Origin of the sequence: Peribacillus simplex (genome assembly GCF_030123325.1) — a bacterium.
GTDB lineage: Bacteria > Bacillota > Bacilli > Bacillales > DSM-1321 > Peribacillus > Peribacillus simplex_D.
The window spans coordinates 843,770-865,955 of sequence record NZ_CP126106.1 but is presented as its reverse complement, the minus strand read 5'-3'; the positions used below and the strand labels follow the sequence as shown (position 1 = coordinate 865,955).

The 22,186-nt window shown below is 40.0% G+C and carries 21 protein-coding genes; 3 read left to right on the top strand and 18 right to left on the bottom strand.

The features are described 5' to 3' along the window. Positions 1 to 27: 27 nt before the first annotated feature. From QNH43_RS04170 to QNH43_RS04160, 3 genes are all read right to left on the bottom strand, one after another. A complete protein-coding gene (locus tag QNH43_RS04170; RefSeq protein ID WP_283916896.1) occupies positions 28 to 1,497 on the bottom strand; it encodes a CoA-acylating methylmalonate-semialdehyde dehydrogenase in 1,470 nt (489 codons plus the stop codon). Positions 1,498 to 2,470: 973 nt separating this feature from the next. Beyond that, positions 2,471 to 2,791 (bottom strand): antibiotic biosynthesis monooxygenase family protein, encoded by a 321-nt coding sequence (locus QNH43_RS04165; RefSeq protein WP_283916895.1) that lies wholly within the window; start codon positions 2,789 to 2,791, stop codon positions 2,471 to 2,473. A 592-nt stretch (positions 2,792 to 3,383) separates the two neighbouring features. Continuing rightward, positions 3,384 to 3,563: an IDEAL domain-containing protein gene (locus tag QNH43_RS04160; RefSeq protein WP_034315231.1), complete on the bottom strand. Its 180-nt coding sequence runs from the start codon at positions 3,561 to 3,563 to the stop codon at positions 3,384 to 3,386. Positions 3,564 to 4,013: 450 nt separating this feature from the next. Here QNH43_RS04160 and QNH43_RS04155 point away from each other — a divergent pair, with 450 nt between their 5' ends. Beyond that, positions 4,014 to 5,312: an MFS transporter gene (locus QNH43_RS04155; RefSeq protein WP_283916894.1), complete on the top strand. Its 1,299-nt coding sequence runs from the start codon at positions 4,014 to 4,016 to the stop codon at positions 5,310 to 5,312. A gap of 82 nt (positions 5,313 to 5,394) precedes the next feature. On the opposite strand, the gene QNH43_RS04150 is transcribed toward QNH43_RS04155, so the two are convergent. Both QNH43_RS04150 and QNH43_RS04145 read right to left on the bottom strand, forming a co-directional pair. Further along, positions 5,395 to 6,090, bottom strand: coding sequence for a YjjG family noncanonical pyrimidine nucleotidase (locus tag QNH43_RS04150; RefSeq protein WP_283916893.1), 696 nt, complete (start codon positions 6,088 to 6,090; stop codon positions 5,395 to 5,397). 189 nt (positions 6,091 to 6,279) lie between these two features. Next, on the bottom strand, positions 6,280 to 6,447 hold the full coding sequence (locus tag QNH43_RS04145; RefSeq protein ID WP_283916892.1) for a hypothetical protein: 168 nt from the start codon (positions 6,445 to 6,447) through the stop codon (positions 6,280 to 6,282). Positions 6,448 to 6,536: 89 nt separating this feature from the next. On the opposite strand from QNH43_RS04145, the gene QNH43_RS04140 reads away from it, so the two are divergent. Beyond that, entirely contained in the window at positions 6,537 to 6,761 is a 225-nt protein-coding gene (locus tag QNH43_RS04140; RefSeq protein WP_349654801.1) for a hypothetical protein, read from the top strand. Between the two features lie 202 nt (positions 6,762 to 6,963). On the opposite strand, the gene QNH43_RS04135 is transcribed toward QNH43_RS04140, so the two are convergent. The 8 genes from QNH43_RS04135 to QNH43_RS04100 form a co-directional block, all read right to left on the bottom strand. Further along, on the bottom strand, positions 6,964 to 7,686 hold the full coding sequence (locus QNH43_RS04135) for an anti-sigma factor (protein WP_283916891.1): 723 nt from the start codon (positions 7,684 to 7,686) through the stop codon (positions 6,964 to 6,966). Further along, the gene (locus QNH43_RS04130) at positions 7,687 to 8,241 is read right to left on the bottom strand and encodes an RNA polymerase sigma factor (protein WP_076368029.1); all 555 of its coding nucleotides are present in this window, start codon (positions 8,239 to 8,241) and stop codon (positions 7,687 to 7,689) included. Positions 8,242 to 8,319: 78 nt separating this feature from the next. Further along, on the bottom strand, positions 8,320 to 8,790 hold the full coding sequence (locus QNH43_RS04125) for a COG4315 family predicted lipoprotein (protein WP_283916890.1): 471 nt from the start codon (positions 8,788 to 8,790) through the stop codon (positions 8,320 to 8,322). 21 nt (positions 8,791 to 8,811) lie between these two features. Continuing rightward, positions 8,812 to 9,585 carry an extracellular solute-binding protein gene (locus tag QNH43_RS04120; protein ID WP_283916889.1) on the bottom strand — a complete coding sequence of 258 codons (774 nt, stop codon included), beginning with the start codon at positions 9,583 to 9,585 and terminating at the stop codon, positions 8,812 to 8,814. A gap of 270 nt (positions 9,586 to 9,855) precedes the next feature. Continuing rightward, positions 9,856 to 10,962, bottom strand: coding sequence for a GerAB/ArcD/ProY family transporter (locus QNH43_RS04115; RefSeq protein ID WP_283916888.1), 1,107 nt, complete (start codon positions 10,960 to 10,962; stop codon positions 9,856 to 9,858). Between the two features lie 186 nt (positions 10,963 to 11,148). After that, a complete protein-coding gene (locus QNH43_RS04110; RefSeq protein ID WP_283916887.1) occupies positions 11,149 to 12,249 on the bottom strand; it encodes a GerAB/ArcD/ProY family transporter in 1,101 nt (366 codons plus the stop codon). A 275-nt stretch (positions 12,250 to 12,524) separates the two neighbouring features. Continuing rightward, positions 12,525 to 13,712: a Ger(x)C family spore germination protein gene (locus QNH43_RS04105; RefSeq protein ID WP_283916886.1), complete on the bottom strand. Its 1,188-nt coding sequence runs from the start codon at positions 13,710 to 13,712 to the stop codon at positions 12,525 to 12,527. Positions 13,713 to 13,765: 53 nt separating this feature from the next. Continuing rightward, complete coding sequence (locus tag QNH43_RS04100; RefSeq protein ID WP_434060150.1) at positions 13,766 to 15,343, bottom strand: spore germination protein; 1,578 nt, start codon at positions 15,341 to 15,343, stop codon at positions 13,766 to 13,768. A 372-nt stretch (positions 15,344 to 15,715) separates the two neighbouring features. Here QNH43_RS04100 and QNH43_RS04095 point away from each other — a divergent pair, with 372 nt between their 5' ends. Next, positions 15,716 to 17,785, top strand: a complete 2,070-nt coding sequence (locus QNH43_RS04095; RefSeq protein ID WP_283916885.1) for a Na+/H+ antiporter — start codon at positions 15,716 to 15,718, stop codon at positions 17,783 to 17,785. A gap of 369 nt (positions 17,786 to 18,154) precedes the next feature. On the opposite strand, the gene QNH43_RS04090 is transcribed toward QNH43_RS04095, so the two are convergent. From QNH43_RS04090 to QNH43_RS04070, 5 genes are all read right to left on the bottom strand, one after another. Beyond that, positions 18,155 to 18,571, bottom strand: coding sequence for a DUF3021 domain-containing protein (locus QNH43_RS04090; RefSeq protein WP_283916884.1), 417 nt, complete (start codon positions 18,569 to 18,571; stop codon positions 18,155 to 18,157). Positions 18,572 to 18,588: 17 nt separating this feature from the next. Further along, positions 18,589 to 19,026, bottom strand: coding sequence for a LytTR family DNA-binding domain-containing protein (locus tag QNH43_RS04085; protein ID WP_283916883.1), 438 nt, complete (start codon positions 19,024 to 19,026; stop codon positions 18,589 to 18,591). Between the two features lie 202 nt (positions 19,027 to 19,228). After that, positions 19,229 to 19,714 (bottom strand): PaaI family thioesterase, encoded by a 486-nt coding sequence (locus QNH43_RS04080; protein WP_283916882.1) that lies wholly within the window; start codon positions 19,712 to 19,714, stop codon positions 19,229 to 19,231. Between the two features lie 310 nt (positions 19,715 to 20,024). Then, positions 20,025 to 21,815, bottom strand: coding sequence for a glycosyltransferase family protein (locus QNH43_RS04075; RefSeq protein ID WP_283916881.1), 1,791 nt, complete (start codon positions 21,813 to 21,815; stop codon positions 20,025 to 20,027). 37 nt (positions 21,816 to 21,852) lie between these two features. After that, entirely contained in the window at positions 21,853 to 22,176 is a 324-nt protein-coding gene (locus QNH43_RS04070; RefSeq protein WP_076367823.1) for a hypothetical protein, read from the bottom strand. Positions 22,177 to 22,186 lie beyond the last annotated feature (10 nt).

Here is a 22,186-nt window from a genome sequence, read left to right as displayed (position 1 = left end):
CATCTTGCAAAGTCTTTTTCGTTTCACTTATTTCACGTAGCGTGCAGTCACCATTTTTTTACGTGTATAGAACTCCACACCGTCGGTTCCATTTGCATGAAGATCACCATAGAATGAATCTTTATATCCAGAGAATGGGAAGAATGCCATAGGCGCAGGAACCCCCACGTTAATGCCCAACATCCCGGCATGTATCGTTTCACGGAACTGGCGTACATCAGCAGCACTGTCCGTATAAAGGCAAGCCCCGTTAGCCAGTGGTGAAGCATTGGCAATCTCAACGGCTTCCGTTAAATCTTTGGCACGGACAACGGAGAGCACTGGTGCAAAAATTTCATCTTGCCAGATTTTCATTTCCTGTGTAACATGATCAAAAATCGTAGCCCCTAGGTAATATCCATTGCCGCTTGCTGCCTCATCTTTACGGCCATCACGTACAAGTGTCGCACCTTGAGCTATACCTGATTCGATGTAATCGATGGTCCTCTTTTTAGCTCCTTCCCGGATCACCGGACCAAGAAAAACACCGTCATCCAGACCATTACCGATCGTAATGGCATCTGCTGCCTGTTTCAATTTTCCAACTAGCTCGTCCGCTACACTTTCTTCTACGACAACAACCGCAGCGGCCATGCAACGCTCACCGGCAGACCCAAAAGCCGCACTTGTTATTTCCTTGGCTGTCATATCAAGATTTGCATCTTTCAAGACAATCGAGTGATTCTTCGCTCCCGCAAGAGCCTGGACGCGCTTCAAGTTAGCCGTGCCTGTTTTATACACATATTCTGCAACTGGCTGTGAACCGACGAAGGAGATAGCTTTCACATCTTTATGGTCCAGAAGCCCATTAACCACATCATGTGCTCCATTAACAATGTTCAGTACTCCTTTAGGAAGACCTGCTTCCTCAAATAGTTCAACAATGCGTGCTGCAAGCAATGGTGTACGTTCAGATGGCTTTAACACGAATGTATTGCCACATGCGATCGCAAGCGGGAACATCCAGCAAGGGACCATCATCGGAAAGTTAAATGGGGTGATGCCGCCGATTACACCGATTGGGTAACGGTACATGCCCGATTCAATGTTTGTCGCGATATCCGGAAGCTGCTTGCCCATCATCAGTGTAGGTGCACCCGCCGCAAACTCGACACACTCGATGCCCCGCTGTACTTCACCAATAGATTCCGATAGGCTTTTACCATTTTCGATAGTGACCAGTTTAGCAAGTTCTTCCCAATTTTCCACAAGGAGCTGCTGATATTTGAACAATATTCGAGCCCGTTTCGGGACAGCAACCTGCGACCACTTTTTAAATGCCTCATCCGCCACTTGAACCGCACGATCCACATCTTCCCTAGTTGAAAGTGGCACCTCGGCAATCGCCTCACCAGTTGCAGGGTTGAACACAATTTCCGTTTCCTTTGAAGTGGACTCAATCCACTTACCATTTATATAGTTTTTTAATTTTTTCACCTCATGTGTTACTGAAGACATGTTTTTTCCTCCCTAAAATAAAGTGTTTTGTTGATCTCAAGCCAGTATAAGTATCGTCGTCAAATGAAATCGATTTCATTTGACTATAGAAAAAATCCATCCATGTTTCTTTCTAGGATCAATCAATTGGATTTCTAGCTCAATCCAAATATCAAAGCCTGTTAATCTGGTAATGAAATCGATTTCATTTCTTTTAAGAGTTCCCCCTGAAGAAAAATTTGAACACCTATCCCGGCGCAATAATATCTAATCATCCTTAAACTTGAACTAGTTCATGCCTATCCCACTTCCAGTTCTGATTAAAGCTTGACCATAATCGCGACCATGGATGAAATCGATTTCATTTACTTTATAAGGAAATACTACAATGAAATTTTTTCCCTGTAAACACTTTTTTTGGATTTTTTTTAATATTCTATCTTCTCCACATTTCAAAACATTGATGGATATGGAAATGTGCTTGAATATTTAATTAAAAGCATTTCCAGGGAGTTTGCTTCTTCGTCGTAATCTAAATCCCATCTGGGACCAGTCTTAGTTTCAGATAAACTAACCACTACTTTAAAGACATCTTAATGGTATTTTTAAATATTAATATTTCTAAACTTAATTGATTTTATCTTAGGAATCCTAGCCACCCTAAGAACTAAACCCCTTATTAGTTCATAAATATTAACATACTAAACGACCTCCTCTCTCCCACTCTTCACTTTTCCATCAAAGACACCAGACACCATTCTAAAAAAATATTTTACTATATCAACAGAATAGGAATATCATAAACCTATTTTGAGATGATCCCATCAACAAAAAGAGGCACCCATAATGGGAGCCTGAATTTTAGTGAAGGTAAACTATTGTATGTGAACGGCACCCATTCCGCATCCCTATGCGACGCGATAGTTGGAAATGGGATATTCCGCCCAGTAACTTAACTTTTCTGATGTACAGAGTGTAAAAAAAGGCCAGTCCGTTATTTCTCTGCCTTTTTAATAGCCTTCACTTCATATAATGATCCTTCCGAACTGACGATATATTCAGGCTTTGGTTTCCCAAGGTTTGCTTTATGTCCTGCGATATGGGCTTCACTCTTTTCCCACTGCTTCCAATGCGCCTCCGACTCCCAATTGATCATAATGATGACCTCTTTATCGCCGCGTCGCACTTTTTTCACCATCACACTTAAATCGATGAACCCCTCCTGCTTTTCAATGATCCCTTCCCCGCTGAACCGTTTTACTACTTGTTCTGCATTTCCTTCTTTTACAACCATTTTTCTCATCTGAACGAACAATATGAACAACTCCAATCGATATACTAATAATGAATCATTTTAGTCGATAACGATTCTCATTGTCAATTATTACACCTTTGACTTGAGTGCCTCAGAACTCTAAATCCCAAAAACAAAATAAAAAATGAATCAGGAAGTCATGCAGATCTTCCTGACCCATTTTTTATTGTCATTCACCTTTTATCTTTAAGACTTTTGGGAACATAGTCATTTAGTTTGTTAAATAAAGAAGTAATGTAGGAGCTTAGTTCAAATCGATCCTCCTGAACAAATTCAATCAACGACACTCCATCCTTTTTCATATTCTTTTCCCCCTTTTAGTCATTATCCCGGTGCATGAACATTTCAGTCACTAATACCTGTGTATCCCGCATTAGACCACTTACATCTACTCTCCATAGTTTTCTTTATTTAATTATACAAGAAAGCGCTTACAATGTAAAATATTATAATCCTATAGATTGCTATTTAATTAGAATGTTCCAGTTATATAAAGCTTCATCTTCATCTTATTTAAATTATCAAGCCATGCTGGCTTTTAGGTGCACTTTCAATATCATTACTACTTGTCTTTTTCACAGTGTATGAAATTTCATGAAATGCCCTTCAATATTTCAGTTAAACGAAGGAACTCTTCCTTATCTCGATTTCTTAATGAGTCATCGATTTCTTTTTCGATTTGTGCTTTCCGATAATCACTAAGGGCCTTTTTTAAAACCATTTCAGCCATCTCTTCAGGTTCAAGCGATGTTCCTGGCAATTGCTTCTCCATACGAAACCAACTCCTTAACCTTTTTTCTATTATACTAAATAACTTGGATATTATTATTATTTCTTGAAATCTTATCCTTTCTTCTTTTTCATTTCCTTATCCACATGATTTCCAATTTGCCACTCTTCTATACACAAAAAATTCTAAATGTTTCGAGTTTACTTCTCCCCCTTAGTTAAAACTTTTTCATTTTACCCGGTAAGATCAAATCCTTATTCCCATTACTTTAGAATGAATTATATGCCAATACAGGTGATGAAAGCTAAGTTATTCGCTTCATTTTTTCAGAAAAATCAGAAATATATTGACCAGTATGGATAAGCCCTCTAAAATAATCTAAATAATCCAGTTTTTTACTTATATTCCTAAAGCATCATTTTTGTTCATTTCAGCTTTATTTATTGCTGTAAACAATTTTGATGAAATACTACGCATTAAAGGAGCATTTCCATGAAAAAAAGTCGAGTTCTTTTCGCTAGTTTAGCTGGTTCCGTTATTGAGTGGTATGATTTCTATTTATACGGGACAGCAACAGGCCTAGTTTTTACAACTCTATTCTTTCCCAATCATGATCCTGCGATTTCACTTCTTCTCGCCTTTGTCACTTTCGGGGCTGGTTACGCTGCCCGTCCAATCGGAAGTATCCTATTCGGCCATATGGGTGATCGCATCGGACGGAAGGCAGCACTCATGTTCACCCTTATTGGGATGGGAGGGAGTTCAATGCTTATCGGTGTTCTGCCCACATATGCCCAGGTTGGATTGGCCGCCCCCGCCATCTTGGTGGTGCTGAGGTTGATTCAAGGAATTTCCTTGGGAGGTGAATGGGGCGGAGCCATCCTATTGGCAACGGAGTCTGCTCCAAAGGGTGTCCGTGGTTTATATGGATCCATTCCCCAACTAGGGGTACCCATTGGTTTGGTTGCCGGTTCGTTCAGCCTAACTCTTATCAGTTCCTTGACAACCGATGCCCAATTTTTAGCTTGGGGTTGGCGGATACCATTCCTTTTAAGCGGTGTACTGATCGCATTGGCAATCTGGGTAAGGAGTGGCATTGAAGAAACGCCGGAATTCAAGCAGCAGAAAGATAGCGGTGATCTTGCGAAAGTTCCCATTATCGAAACGTTAAAACACGATTGGAGAAGTGTGCTGCAAGTGATCGGACTGAAAATTGGGGACGGGTTCTTCAATGTATTCATCATGTCCTATGTTCTGGTCTTCACTACACTGTATTTTGGTTATTCCCAAGATTCAGCCCTTACCGGTTTAACGATTGGCTGCGCTACAATGCTAATTACCATTCCTGTCATTGGTTACATTTCAGATTTCATCGATCGAAAAATCATTTATTTTGGAGGCCTGATTCTCCTTTTCATCTTAGCCATCCCATATTTCACAATGATTGGGCGTGGGGTCGGCTGGTTCTACATTATGCAGGCAGTTGTACTCGGCGTCATCTGGGGTGCCATTTTTTCTACACAAGGGACATTATTCTCGGAGCTCTTTCCAGCCAAGGTCCGTTATACTGGATTATCTGTCGGTTATCAGGTCGCGGCAGCCATAGCAGGTTTCGGTCCGCTCATCTGGACTGGCATGGCGGAATCATATGGCCCATCCCCTTTGGTATTTGGCGGATTCATGATGGCAGGTCTTGCAATTTCCCTGGTGCTTTGTATATTATCACCGCATTTCAGCAGAAAGATTGAAAAGGATCAAACAATCAAGCCACATGAGCTGGATTTGAACTGAATAAAATCTCTGGCATGATTAATAACAGAGGCTGCACGTCCTATCACTCGGACGAGCTGCTTCTGTTTTTTTATATACCTCACTATACTTCCTTGCTTCCTACAATCTCCAAAAGATCAGTGAGCGCCCGGATTTCATAGGTGGGCTTGATTCCCAGATTATTATCCTTTTGATGGGGATTGTACCAGCATGTATCCATTCCATAATTCAAACCACCCTGTATATCTGATGTCAAGGAGTCACCCACCATCAACGCTTTCGATTTATCCGTGACCTTTAACTTGGAACATGCATAATCAAAAATCCCTTTATCAGGCTTCTGAAACCCAGCCTCTTGGGAAATTATCAAAGTCTCAAAGGTATTGCAAAGTGGTGATCCCCCGATTCTTGCTGTCTGCACTGTCGTGAAGCCATTTGTTATAATAGCCAGCCGGCATCCTCCAAGCTTCTCGCAAACCTCTAAAGCCCCGGGCAGAAGATGTATTTCCTTTCCCAAATGTCCAAGGTACGCACGGCTGAACGATTCCGCATCGATATCAAGCCCATGCTTCAGGAACAATCGCTTGAACCTTTCCACTCCCAGATTTGTTAAATCAATAAGTCCCTGTTCCAAATCCCTCCATAATACCTGACTGATTTCTTGGTAGCATCCCGCATAATCCTCCGCCCCTGTGGGCAAACCGAACTCCAAGAAGACTTCATGCAGTGCTTTTTTTTCCGATATTCCAAAGTCTAGCAATGTATCATCAACATCAAATAAGATAATCTCGTATTTCATCACTGCCTCCAAATCATTTTAGTTCAACTTAACACATTTCTTTTAGTTACGTATCAATTATGCAAATTCATGGTTGAAAACTACAAAAAGGATAGCTTTAAAGGCTATCCTTTTTTGAATGGTTCTTTATCGATAGTCATAGAAGATAAGGCGAATAGGACTGTTTCTAATAGACCGCTCTTCCTATGATCAAGAAGTGATGATTCGTTTAACCGGCTCTTCTTCCTGAATCGCTTGTTGGTCTTTTCTTGTAAAAGCACTGACAGCCAGCATGACGATAAGGTTAAAGGTAATGGCGACGATTCCTATATCAAGATCCTGGATGAAATGTGGTGCCTTCGGTAATATAGTGGCCATTGTTGCCTCTGCCAAAGTAAAGTAAGCGACCAACGCCAGCTCGAAAACTTGATTGAAAGCTGGTCTTAATAAGTGACTCCGTTATCCTAATGTCCGACTTGCCTGAAATGATAACCGAGAACGTTGAACAGGTCACACAGATTGATCTCCCCACTTCTCTCGATAAAGCACTTGATGAAACGAAACGGATATTGATCAGGAAATCTTACCAAACTTATAAATCATCAAGGAAAGTCGCGAAGGACCTCTCCATCAGCCAAACGAAAGCCTCAGCGTTGATCCGGGAGTACTGTGGGGACTTAATGAATAAATAGGCACCATGAAAATGACAACGTTTGTCCATCAACATGTCCATTTGCCCCCAAGCGACATGCTTGTTATTCGTTGCTAGTGTAATGGTAAACACTTATATTCCAATTCATATGGGCTTCCATTTTAAATCAATCACTTAACTATTAAATGCAGGTAAGAACAGTAAATAAGAAACTTCCCCTTTGCGGGCAAGTCTCTTAATTTTTAAGAAGATCCAACTATTTTTTCACCTCTCGGCTTTGTACTTTTTGAATCTGGTTCCCTTGTGATGCCAATTTGATTGAATTTATCATTAATGGACAGTTTGTATGTCAATGATCCTGTGCCGGCTTCATCAGGCTTGAAAGTTCCTGCATTTGTCCGTTTTCCATCTTTCAGCAACCACACCTGATATACCTCGGACTTTTGAAGGCTAGGCAAATTCTGAATCTGAACGATCAGCCTTCTTTCTTCACCTTGCTGCAAAATGTAAGCAGCACCGTCCGTATTCATATTTACAGCGGTCTTATCGGCAGGCTGCAAAGATAGCGACGTTTTAACCTCCATTGGCAGATCGACAGCTGCAAGTTCTTTTTTCAGTTGGATATTGGAATATAACAGCACAAACGCCAAAACCAGGGTGGCCAGCAAGAGACCTGAAGTTACTGGTGTAAACTGCTTAAAGAAAAAACTACTCCAATTCTTTTCCCTTCTCACCGGAACTTCATCATCAGTCTCAAAGACAAAATTCATAACCTCTGATTTCAGGGAAGAAGAAGGTTCTATTTCTTCGAAATCCCATTTCAATGAATTCCAGGCTTCCGTCATTTGTTCATACTCCCTAGTGCATTCAGTGCATTGAAGTAAGTGTTCCGCGAATGCTTTTTTTTCTTTTTCTCCCAGTTCTCCCGATAAAAATGAAAGCAGGTTAGTGCACTCTTTATCCATTTACAAACCACCTACTTCCAAATACTTTTTCAATAATTTAAGCGACTGGTGAAGTCTGCTCTTGATGGTACCAATCGGCTCATTTTCAATTTTGGCAATTTCCGTTAACGAGTACCCTTTCCAATACAATAAATCAATCAGCCTTTTTTGCGGCTTGCTTAACTTACTTTTTGCATTGGCAATTTCACTGTGTAATAGTCCATTTTCTATATCATTATTAGGATCTTCTATGTCAATTGGATGGCTCATGTCCATGTGTTTGTTATTCCGGATATGAACGCTGTCTTTACGGACATAATCCACACACACATTTCGTGTAACGGTCAAAAGCCAGCTTACAAAGTGCCCCTTTTCTGGATTGTAACTGCTTTTTGTGGTCCAGAGCTTTAGAAAGACCAACTGCACGATCTCTTTAGTTTTTTCAGCATTTCCATTTGTGAACTTAAAAATAAAACCATAGATTAATTTAATATGCCGGTCATAAAGTTCTTCCAGAGCAGGACGATGCTTTTTCATTACTAATGCCATCAATTCCTTATCAAGTTTTTCTTTCAATCGCACCTGCAACTCCTCACAAGTAAATTTGGAAAAAACGAATAACAGGAACGACCATCAGTGATCGTCCCCTTTTTCTTATTTTGGAAAAACCGTCTTGTTATTTACAATATACCAAACATTTTTCACACCTTCGCCATTGACATCTCCCGCTGCCTTATCATTCACAAAATAGTAGAGTGGAAATCCTTTGTAGGTTACCTGTTCCTCCCTTGTATCTTCCCTTTTAATGGTTCCAAAGTCTTTTTCGTCAAATCCTTTAGGGACAGCAAAATCCCTTTCCATGAACGGCGGCCATTTTTTCAGGCAATCCCCCATGCAATTGCTTTTTCCTGATTTATCATTCTTGAAAAAGTAAAGTGTCATTCCCTTGGAATCAGCCAGGTATTCGCCTGTTGTTTCACTTTCCAATAATTTTAGGCTTACTGCTTTTTCATCGGCAGTACCACTAACCACTTTATCCTTTTGAGCTGAATCATTAGCTTCATTTCCACATGCCGCCAAAACTAGGACCATCATAAAAACTGAAAATACCATCCACTTTTTCATATACTCCCACTCCTCTTCAATTTACTTCCATCCCCATTTTTGAAATACTTGATGGGATTCTTCCGTTTTAAGATAATCAATGAATTGTTTTGCCTTTTTCTTGTTTTCACTCTTATTTGTTATGCTTACCGGGGTTCCTCTATAAAGTTTGTCTTCCTCAGGGAGTTGAACCAGGTCCGTCACATCCGACAGACGGTAATGCCAGGATTCATATGTAATCCAGGCGTCCAATTTAGAATTTGCCTTCCATAAATCGATAGCTTCTGCACTGGACTTCACTGAAATGTCAATATTACTGCTAATTCCAGGAATCAATCCTTTTCTTCCGGCCAAATCTTCCCATAGTCCCAGTTGCCCGGCTCCATTAACATCCACAATCTTTACGCCCTTCTTCGTTAAATCCTCCAATGACTGTATATTCTTTGGGTTTCCTTTTCTAACCAGAATTCCAGCTGATCGTGCATACAGTTCTGTACGGTTTTTTTCATCAAGGACATCCGGATGATTATGCATAAATTCAGTTAGCATATACTCGGACCCTCCGTAAATGATATCCGCATCCTGTTTGGCTTGATCAATCCATTTTTCTTCGGGTCCCGCTGTTACTTCAACTTTTATCCCCGTTTCTTTGGTGAATTGTTCCGCCACTTCCTTGATAGGTCCAAGAGGGCCACCTGGTCCATATACTTTTACGACATCGTTGACAGCTTGCCCCTGTTTCGAACCCATTTCTGGTGAAAATCCTAACAAGACTGCCATCAATGATATCCACCCGACAAAAATAACCTTTTTCAAGTCTTCCTTCTCTCCTTTCTAAAAAAACCTTTGTACTATAGATAACGTGCCAAACTTCCAAACGGTTTGAAAAAATTTGTTAATTATTTTAACTTGCTGCAAAGTACATCTGACAATCTCCAGTTTTTCACTTTTCCTCACAACAAAAAAACCATTCGAAAATGGAATGGTTGCAGACTATAACATTAAGATAGAGCTCCTTTTGCCTACTTTCATGCCCATACTTTTTCAAGCCTCTTAAACAAAAGATCAAAAAGTTCGCAGAAAAGGTTAGCTTGATTTCTTTCCCTTTCTTTGTCTATTTCTTTTACTAACCATAGCAATTCCCAACAATATCAGAGGAATGATCGTTTGCATCAAAACTCCATGAAAAGGGAAGGCGATGATATCATATCGACTGACATCCATAGAGCTAGAATACGACCAAAAGCCGAATTCTACAATCAAAATTCCTATCGGCCATACAACAGGACGATAGTCGGAGAGATTTAGCCACTGCGCCGTACCCAAAGCAGCCGCATAATAAAACACAGAAATTTTGACAAACGCTCCTACTATCCATACGGCCATGATGGCGGACTCCAAATGTTCAAAAAAGTCGGCCAAACTGATGTACCGGGATACATTCATCATGGGATAATTCTTTGTGGCTGTTGTTGACCCGAGTACAAAAAGAACCAGAAGATTCACCACAATTAACGTCATCATCACGGCAAAAACAGACATCATCCCGGATTTCATCCCTTTTTTCATATCGGTTAAAAAAGGGAGGAGAAAAATCATCAGAAAAAACTCGCTGAACCATCCACCAGGTACAATCGCACCCTTGATTGGAGGCATAATTCCATTCCCCAATATTGGGAATATATTCTTAAATTCAAGATCTGGGCCCAGTAGGACGATTAAAAGGAGGAGTGGAAAGATAAAAACAGGAACCAACAATTGGGCAGCTCTCCCCAACACCTCTATTCCTCCGCGTACGATAAAGGCACAGAGGAGTACCATCGATCCCATGATCACGCTAAGCGGGGTTTTGACCAGAAAAGAGTCGACAATAAATTCTCCGTAACTTCTTAGGATTTGCCCTGTGATCGGGATATAAAAAAACAAGAATAAAAAACCGAGAATTTTCCCCGGAATCCGACCGATGATCTGTTCACTGAATTGGATAACGGTTTGTTTCGGATAAAGTTTGTGCAGTTTATAAGCGATATACACCGTCGCATATCCGATGAGAGACGCCAAAATGGGGGACAGCCATAAATCAGTTTTGGCATATTTCGCTGTGATGCTTGGAACACCGAGAACAGCCGTTGCCACAATCGTTGGATACATCATGAATGCCATCTGTAAAGATGAAATTTTACCTTTCTCCATCATCTTCCTCCTTTCTGTGATAGTATGTAAATTTGAAATCACGTACCCCACTGATAGATTTACTTTTTTATAAACTCTTCAAACGGCAAAAAGAGATGCAATCCATTCAGTTGGTGCTGAACTCTGCGCGAGTACGAACATAGATAGCACCTTTTGATAGGATATTCAGCATTAAAAAATGCCCAGTCAGCTGGTTTCGGTTCCTTTACGATTTCTTTTCCTTACAACAGCAATCACCAACAATAACAGGGGAATAATCGTTTGCATCAAAATTCCTTGTAGTGGGAAGACGTTGATATCATTACGACTGACATCCACAGAGCTTGGCAACGACCAAAAACTGAATATGACAATCAAAATCCCTATCGGCCATACAATAGGTCGGTAGTCGGAGAGATTCAGCCACTGCGCTGTACCTAAAGCAGATACATAATAAAAAACGGAAATTTTCACAAACGCCCCCACTATCCATACCGCCATGGCGGCGGATTCTACATGTTCAAAAAAGTCGGCCAAACTGATGTATCGAGATACATTCATCAAGGGGTAAAGCTTTGTGGATGTTGTTGACCCAAGTACAAAAAGAACCGTCAGATTCACCACAATTAACGTCATCATCACGACAGACACAGACATCATACTGGATTTCATCCCTTTTTTCATATTTGTCAAAAAAGGAAGAAGAAAAATGATCAGGAAATACTCGCTGAACCATCCCCCCGGTACAATCGCACCCTTAATTGGAGGCATCATTCCATCCGCCAATACCGGGAATATATTCTTGAATTCAAGATCAGGACTCACCAAAATGATTAAGATAAAGATTGGAAAAATGAAAACAGGTACAAACAATTCAGCAGCTCGCCCCAAAACTTCTATTCCCCCGCGTACGATGAACGCACACAGAAGCACCATCGATGCCATGATCACACTAATTGGGGTACGTACCAGAAAAGAGCCGACAATAAATTCTGCGTAACCTCTAACGATTAGCCCTGTATTCTGGATATAAAAAAACAAGAGTAAAAAACCGAAGATTTTCCCCGGAGTCCGCCCAATGATCTTTTCAGTGAATTGGATCACCGTTTGTTTTGGATAAAGTTGGTGCAGTTTATAAGCGATATACACCGTCAAATACCCTATGAGCGCAGCAAAAATGGGGGACAGCCATAAATCAGTTTTGGCATATTTCGCTGTGATGCCGGGAACCCCGATAATAGCCGTTGCCACAATCGTCGGATACATCATGAATGCCATCTGCAGAGATGAAATTTTCCCTTTCTCCATCTGCTTCCTCCTTTCTTTGATAGTATGAATTTAATCCCGCAGCACCCACTAATAGACTCACTTTTCCATAAACTCTCCAAATGGCCTGAAAAGAGTTTCCACCCATTGAGTGGGTCCTGACATCTGTGGGAGATTGAACATGGACAGGACCAAGCAAGTGAGGAGCAGTGTAAGAAATGCCACTTTATCTTTTTTAGGATTTTGTTTCATTTTCGGCCATTCAAACAAAATGATTAAAGCTACGATCACGGTAGTACAAATAAAAGCCCACCATCTCACTTGTCCTTCACCTCTTTCTCAGACAAACCCGCCGGTTTGTTTATATAGCCCTGTCTTCGAATATGGGCCGCAACATCAACTTCCACTTCCATTTCCGCGAATATCTTATCCCAATGGTTATCTACCTTATTAAACTGTTTAGGATATTTCCTATAGAAATCTTTACCCAACCCTAAAATGTCCGCTTTCTTATGCTGAGTATGCAGAAAAGCCATCTCGATGCGTTTTTCTATATCTTTTTGATATGCTCGTTCTGCAGCTTTTAGAGACTTAGGATTTGAAAGGTTTAAATTCGTTCCATTTTGTATAACAGCTCCGTCTGTATTTATCTTCACCAACATTTTCCATTCACCGTTGATGATTTGCGGAATGATCTTGACTTTGGCTGACACTGGACTTAAAGATATCTCCCCTTTCTCTCCTTTGGGTTTTATGGTCACGGTATATGATTCCACTTCATCCCTTAACCACAATAGCCCTCTAGTTTCCTTTTCAGTCATCGTTCCAGTCATTTTATCTTTTTTGAACACGGCTGTTCCGAAAATGTAAGGAATTCCCTGCAATTTCTCTTGCCCTTTCCCCGGAGGCAATATTTTAACGAATGGAAGTGCGGCAGCTTGAGGCATACCTGTTAACATTTCATCTAAATCCTGTAGTGTGACCTGCATCCCAATATGTAAATCAGATAGTTCTCTAAGCACTTCCCCTGAATAGTTTTCCAACGGTGGCAAAGATTCAAGGATAGGCTTTGCTTCCCCTTTGCTGACATACACATTTGCTTTCTCTCTTGGCTGCGGATGGCGCAGCAAAAAATCCAGCTGCTCTTGAATTCCTTCCTTCGCTAACTTTTCACCGAATACAAATACTTTACAATGTCCCCAAAATACTTTTCGCGGAAGCTTGCTTTGAAGCTTAGACAATGCATCTGAAATATTGGAGCCTTTTGCATGTCTCACCATTGTCGTAACCCCACTCCCCCCTTGACTGCTCCCTCCTTGACCTCCTCCACTGCTTATTGAACTTGGAATAAAGACTTGGACGGATAGTTCGATTTGATCATTACCCTTCTTATCGATGGCGGCTGCTGTGACAATCGCCAAGTCAGTGATTTCTATTCGATCCCAACAACCGCTTAGAAAAGGGGTCGTTCCACAAATAACGAGTAAAAGAAGGACGCTTTTCATGAAATGACGCCTCTTTCCTTTCTCCAATATCCTTTTTCGCCTCCAGCTATTATTCACTCCGTTTCACTCCCCCTTTTTGGATTTGGTCTCTGTTCCGGGGCTTGACGGTATACATTAGAATCCCCTGTGAGACGCGGACGTGAATCCATCTTCCACCAAGGAGCCCTCCACAGCACATCTTTCAGCTCTTGACCTTTTAACGGTGCCAGTGGCGTTAAGTAAGGAACGCCAAAGGAACGCAAGCTGCATAAGTGAATGACTATGGCAATGATCCCCATCATGATGCCTAGCAGTCCTAATGTACCGGCAAGCAGCATCATTGGAAAACGCAGCATCCGGAAAGCAATTCCGGCAATATAACGAGGCATCATAAAAGAAGCGATTCCCGTAATTGCAACCACAATGACCATTGGCGCTGAAACCAAGCCCGCTTGTACGGAAGCTTGACCAATCACTAGCGCTCCAACAATGCTGACGGCAGAACCTACCTGCTTCGGCAAGCGAACCCCTGCCTCTCTTAGTGCTTCAAACGTAATTTCCATAGCCAATGCTTCTACTATTGCAGGAAAAGGGACCGATTCCCGGGATGCTGCTACGCTTAGCAGGAGTGCGGTTGGGACCGCCTCATGATGGAACGTTAAAATAGCAACATAAAGGGAAGGAAGCAAAAGGGATAATCCCATAAAAAAATATCGTAACCAACGGATAAAAGTGCCTGCCATAAAACGTTGAGCATAATCCTCTTGTGATTGAATCAAAGAAAAGAAGGATATTGGTGCAATTAAAGTAAAAGGGGTTCCTTCTACAAGAATGACAGCTCGTCCCTCCAGCAAGCTGGCACAGGCTACATCCGGCCGTTCTGTCGACATGATCTGAGGGAACGGTGAATACGGATTGTCCTCGATCATTTCCTCGATGTACTCGCTTTCTAAAATACCGTCTATTTTAATTCGTTCCAACCGAGTTGTAATCTCTTCAATCAGTGTTTTATCCGCAAGTCCATCAATATAAGCAATTGAAACATTCGTCCTGGTAAGAGTTCCAATCTTCATCGATTGTATTTTAAGGGCAGGGCTTTTGATAATACGTCGCAATTGTGACGTATTTACTTCTAGAGATTCAATAAATCCCTCTCGTGACCCCCTAACTCCCCCCTCTGCCACAGGTTCTTCAATCGCCCGCTTTTCCCACTTGGACAATCCTAGAGAAAATCCATAGCTTTCCCCTTCATATAGGAGGATCGGGTTTCCAGAGGAAATCGATTCAATGCAATCCGCCAACATATTCACTTTTACCACTTTAGGAACGGGCATTTTATGTTCAATAAACTCATTTAATGGTTGTGGTTCTTTTGATGACTCTTGCATGAGTGGAGATAGCACATATTGCTCTATCGCCTCGATGTCTGAGAGTCCCGCAATGTAAATGAGCACCGCCCGCGTCTTTCCGAAAAGTAAGAACGAGCGGAACATGACATCCGAGCAATTATCATAAACAGAACGAAGTGTTTCTACATTTTGACTGAAATTCGCATCAAGTGAATCTGCAGGCTTGGAATCTAGGTAATCATTTTGTACCAGGGATTTTTTTTCTTTCTTTTTTCTTAACAATTTGCCAACATTACGAATCAAGCTGGTTACCCCCATTTTTTTGCAGGTCGCTCTAACTCCATTTTTCTATGTTTCTTCATTAAGGGTATTTTATACAGAAAATCCTGATTCCAGCATGAACTTAATTTTCATTTAAGCAGTTGATTAAAACATAAACATTTGTGATATCCTGTTTGTATTTAATAGCTATGGGGTATATCAAAAAACGAGGCCACATATTAGTGAAAAATACTGTATCTGTTTAAGTATGGATTTTGACCAAGATATGCAAGGCCATAAAGTAGGGGATACTTTTTAAAGGATGATTCGCTTTAAAATACCTCTGCTTTTTTATCTTTTTATAGAAGTTTCATGGGCAAACAGACTAAAACATTAGAAGATAAGGGAGATTCTATGTCATTTTTAATCACATTGCTCGGATTATTGGTTTCCACGATAATCGCTACAATATTAAATGCCATATGGACTCGTATTCCACTACCGATATATCAGATATCCATGGGAGCAGTGCTTTCATTATTGCCATTTCAATTATCGTTGGATTTTCATTCAGAACTATTCATGATCTGTGTCATTGCTCCGCTGCTCTTTACAGAAGGAAAAAATACGTCCCGTAAAGAAATGCTTGAATTGCGTAAGCCTATTCTGTTATTGGCCTTTGGGTTAGTATTCGTGACCGTTTTTGCAGGAGGGTTTTTCATCCACTGGTTAATACCCGATATGCCGATGGCTGTCGCTTTTGCTTTAGCAGCCACGATTACCCCTACGGATGCCGTAGCAGTACAATCGATTACAAAAGGGTTGAAATTGCCCGGAAATATGATGCCCATCCTTGAAGGTGAATCACTTTTCAATGATGCTGCTGGAATCGTTGCTTTTAAAGTGGCCCTGGCAGCTGCCTTAACTGGAGTGTTTTCTATAAAAGATGCTTCGCTTAATTTTATATTTGTAGCTTTGGGCGGTATTTTTATAGGTATCCTATTGGGCTATTTAATCGTTAAATTACGATTATTTTTACGGGTTCATGGACTTGAAGAAATCTCCATGTCCACTGTCATTGAACTGATTACGCCTTTTGCCATATATATGGTAGCTGAAGAATTCCATGTATCCGGAATCTTGGCAGTGGTTGCTGCAGGTGTAATTCATGGCATCGAGCGGGACCGCCTTCAGAGTTCCACAACTAAATTGCAAATTGTATCAACTAATACATGGTCTGTATTAGGTTATGTTTTGAATGGACTTGTATTTGCTTTATTAGGATTCATGTTGCCGAGTGTTTATCAGGAGATTGAGTCCGACTTAAATAGGGGTAATCTTTTTGGGATAAGTGTTTTGATCGTTCTTTTATTATTGGTGATCCGTTTTATTTGGGTATACATCTTGCATGATACTTTTACGAAAAACAGAGTGAATCCATTAGAGCAATTCATCATGTCAAGGGTTCATCCAGAAGATGGCGAAGACAACGATGATGGGAATGTTTCAAGATCACGATTTGCATTTTTGACATCCGTTAGCGGCATTCATGGCACCATTACATTGGCTACAGCTTTATCCATACCATATTTCATGCCGGATGACTCTTTATTCCCGATGCGTAATACAGTCTTGTTTATCGCAGCTTGCGTCATATTGTTAAGCGTCATATTGGCTACGGTACTCTTGCCATTACTGGTAAAGACACCGATTGAATTCAAAGATGAACGCCTAACCCCTGATGAGGCTTATAAAATTGTTTTAAATAAAACGATCGATCAGTTGAGCAAAGAAGCAACCATCGATAATCAGAAAGCAGTCCATCAAGTGATGGAAGATTTAAATGAACAACTGATAGATTTGGAGCGGGGAATAACGAATAGACCGGATAATCGGACAATACGTGATTTAGTGGAGCTAGGTGCCAACAAGGAATTGGAGGTCGTTTCTGGATTAGTCGAAAAAGGGACTATATCGGAAACAGCCTTTGAACTTTATAAAGTATATATTTCAAGAACCTTGAATTATATGCAAAAATCTTCGCTGAAAAGGGCTTGGGTCAATCTGCAGGCGATTCTTTTCAAGAAAAAGATCAATGTCAAATGGGATAAGAAATGGGAAGCGAAATTAGAGGACTCCATCGTTAAAAATGCTGACCTGATCCGGGATTTCCGTAAAGCACAAAAAGAAGCTTCAAAGGAAGCTATTTCATTGATCAAACAACAAACTGCACCTGAAAACCGTCATGAAGTCATGCTTGTCATTCAAAGATATAATCGTTATTTGAATCCATTCGGAACATTAAGTGAAAAAGAAGCAAATCGCTTTAAAGAGATGGTGAGTCATTTTCAGTTGAATGCGATGCAAATCGAACGTGATATCATTCAGCAAATGGTTGAAGATGAGCAAATATCCATGCAAACAGCCACTGAGCTTAGACAACACTTAATCTATGATGAAATGTTAATGATAGAAAGCCGATAAAATACAAACAGACACCGATACAACAGCGAGCGGTGTCTCTTTATTTATATCCTAAGGGGGTCAAACAAAAGGAGTAATACCACAGGAAAGATGAAATGAATAGACCTGCTATAGGTCGAGCAGGTCTAAGGGATTTTAGTTTAAGTTGGTACGGTATCTTCCTGGCACCTGATCCCATAATCCTTTTGGAATTCATGTTCAGTTAAATGCAAAGTTAATCGTTTTGCAGCTTTAACTTTTGTTTCCATTGTTCATACCGCAGTTAATGCATGCATCACGAAACCGGCGTGTTATATGAAAATGCCTTTCCTGACTGTTTAGTATTTTATCGCGGTTCACTTTACACCGCTCTAACTGATCAATCCACACTCAATTCCTTCTCTTATCAAGTCCATCATTCAATATTTTCATTTGGAAGCGAAAGTAGAGATAGAATATGGTCCAAATGATTATATAGAATGGTATGAAAATCCCAATTCCTATAGCAAATCCTTTTAAGCTGAATGGAATCCAACCAACAAAGAAGGATAATAGGAAGTAAAGAATGCTGACAGTCAGGAAGTGCAGAATGGTTTGAGATAACAAACTCCATCTTTCATTTTCAAAGAAGAGTGTTGCCGTGCTGAAGAACCAGCCGCATAATATGCAGCCCATCGCGTTTTTTAAAAATATTCCACTGTCCAATGAAGCAGCCTCCCCAAAAGCGATCACCCCAAAACATGTCAGCACCATCACGAGTGCCCCAAAGCAAATCCCAACAAAGCTGCAGAATAATAGTGTTTTCATCATAATCCCTTCCTTTTTCATTGAAATGCTTTCTTGATTCCTTGAACATAGTGGCGGGAAACATATTCTTTTTCCCCTGATCGGAAGTACACACATAAGGTCCCGTTGAAAGACGCCTCGAATCTGCTTAACTCATCCAAATTGGCAATCACTGACTTGGACAATCGCACGAATTGATTACCGGGAAGGTCCATTTCCAGTTCATATAACCTTTCTTTCATTTCGAAAGTACCCTGTTTTGTCCGCACCATTATGGAATCTTGCTCTGTGAACAAACAGATAATTTCTTCTGCCCGGAATACATGCTGCATTTCTCCTTTCCTGCCGACAAAATACGGTCTTTTCCTCTCCTTCAAGCGCTCCATCAGTTCCTGCACTTCCTCATTCCATTCATGATTGCGGATAAGCACCTCTATCGCTTGGACCTCCTCATCTATCTCTACGTTTATTTTCATCTATGCGACCTCCCTTTGCTTATAATGTAAGTATATTGATATTTTTGACAATTCGCTTGTGATTTCCAGCTACATGCCGCTTTATAGCGATAACATGCTTGAAATGGATACTCAGATACATTAAAGAACCGTCCAAATAATTGGACGGTCCTTTGATAAAAAAATCTAATTCTTTAGTTGATTTCGTTTACATTGATTAAGATCACTCTTTGCTTGTAAAAGTACTTGGCATCACAACAGCGATTACCTCTCCACGGGCGCAAAGTTTATCGATGGCAAAAACCTCTGTTTCGATTTTCCACTTCTTAGGATGTATTTCATGAACCGTCCCAACGGCAATTAATGGCACATCATTTGGGGTTGGCTTTACGAAATCCACTTTCAGTGAAGCTGTCACGAACCTTGGAGGCTCCACTCCCTCTCCAACTTCATGACCATTTTTACGATGCAATGCAATAGCAGCGGAACCTGTTCCATGACAATCAATTAAAGATGCAATCAAGCCGCCATAAACAAATCCTGGAATTGCGATATGCTCTGGTCGTGGTGTATAAATTGTCCTTGTTTGCTCGCCTTGCCAACCCGTTCGAAAATGATGACCATCATTGTTTAAGCGGCCACATCCATAACACCATGCAAATTCATCTGGATAATCATCTTGAATCGCTTTTAGAACATTCTCCTCCATCATCTCTCCCCCTTTTTCAGAATATTATAACACCATTAACGGCTATTCGGTCTATTTGGGTAATTGGTGAAAGATTAGTTTTTTTGTAATTCCGTGAATCTTTATTAGTCCAAGTTTTAATAAAGTAAACTGACGCAGCTTTATACATACTGCGGAAATTGACAACATAAATAAAAGGTTTGCAAGAATCCCCCTGCCCCTTTACTCGATATAAATGACAAAGGCCCCTGTTAGCGTGCAGCATTCAGGAGCTTTCCTTTGACTAATATATAGTTAAGAAGGTCTGACTAATTGCAGGCTTACCTTCTTATTAAAAGTTAAGCCTTTTTCTTAAATCCCAATACTTGAATGTCATTTTACCCATTTTCGACTTCGAAAGTGAATGATATTTACGTCCAAGTGCTAGGTTTTGTTTCTCCAGCTTAGTAATTTGTTTAAGTTGAACTGTGTTCAGTTTTTTTAATTGCTTTACTTCTTTAACCAATTCTTTATTTTTCACTTTAATTTCATTGTTTTTATTATCGACCATTGCCTGTTCTTTCATTGAAACTCCCACATCTTTTGGTTTTAATTTAGGGTTGCCATAGGTTTCAAATCCTATGGTTTTTAAATATGGCATGTTATTTTGAAAATTTTGTTCAAAGTTTCCATTACTTTTATGGATGTGGAGAAATGTATAACATCCAGATCTTTCTACTGAAGTGATTTGACCATACCCAGACAGTTTAAACAGTTTTTCAACTCGTTTTATTTCTTCAGGTATGTTTTTGACAATATAGGTGAAAACTTCGTCAACATTAAACTCCACAGGCAATTTTTTCACTTTTTTTGATGGTGCATGCTTATTCAGTTCATCAAAATCATCTTCATCAATATAAAACATATCCGTACTTTCATTTACATAATCTGTAATACGTTTGCTCCATAAAAGACCTTGCAGTTTTTTTATTGCTTCCGAAAATAAAAACTGCCTGCTAACTTGATACATTCGTTTTGCAGCAAACTCATATACATCCTTATTACATAGCGCTAATTTGACAGCGTCACGGAAATCCTTCTCTGTAACAGCATATAACGGGTAATCTTCGCCAAAAAGCTTTATATGCATTTCGGTTGGATTCATTATTACAGCCTTCCTTAAGATGCCATACTCCAATAGCTTTGTAGACAGTTCCAGACTGCTGTCCATTTCCTCACTTCTCCAGGTTATCCCAATATCACTGTTCACGATTAATTGTTGGGCATTCTCCCTTGTCAATGCCCCGTACCATGTAAGCCCATCTGTATTTTTAAGGAGGTATGCCGCTTCTTCCTTAAACTGAGAATCATCTTTAACCCATTTGAATTTATCCCCCGCTACATCAAGTGATAAATTCGGAATCTCGCGCTTTAATTCTTTAAAGGCAGTAATGATGGGAATGGTCTTCCAATCAGGGTCGAATTTCCCTGTATATACAAGTTTGTTTTTTAACCGGGGCTGCCCTTCTGCTGATTCAACGTTCGGTATCATCGGGGTAAGCAAGGAAACTTTGTTTTTTTCTTTATTCAAATTAAGAATCTCAATGACAAATTCGCACATCTCTTCTGTTTGACATAAGAAATACGCACACTGATCATATATATTTTTAATGCTCTCAAATTTTTCTTCATTAACATCCTGACCTATGTGAGTCAGGCCTGTAGCATAAACTAATGTATTCTTTATGATATGCTCATGCTTTGCTATTTTTTCAACAGTCTCAATGCTTCTTACAAATAGCCAATCATATTCCTTTTGACTCCAATAATTTGAAATGAGCATTTCAGCTATATCAAAATCAATGACACCTTTTTTTACCCACTCATCATCTGTGGCTCTAAAAAAAGGATCAATAAAAGGATTGAGAATGGTTATATTATCAAATTTCTCAAGAGGCTGAATTAAGATATCACGTTTGACCGGGCTAGCTAAAAGTAAGTCAACTTCGATGTTGGAATCTAACGCAATGGTCGATGCTAAGGAAGATAAAAATACTGCAGATCCATCCATTGAATTCATGTCAATAAAGCCAAATAGAAGCACCTTCATTTTTCTGTTTTCAACTAGTTCATGTGAATTCAAAGTTTTCACTCCAATGACTGAAATCTGATATGAATGTTTATTTTTTTATTTGTTCTTTAATAGATGATTTAAGCGCAAGATATTTTAACGTGAATTTCCCTGCATATGTAACGTTGAATTTGTGTTCTAATAACTTAAGTCTTCGTATTTCTTTGTTAAGCTGAATATTTTCTTTTTGGGCCATCTTATTTTTTTCTAATTCTTCCCGCAGCCTACTATTTTCTTTTGTAATATTCTCGATTATTTTTTGTTTTTCAGTGCCACTTCCCTCTATGAGCTCCAATGTCATGGACATCATGTCTTTCATTTGTAATTCAAGTTCCTCATACATAGTTTTCCAATATTCATTTCGTTCGTCCATATTGAAAAAA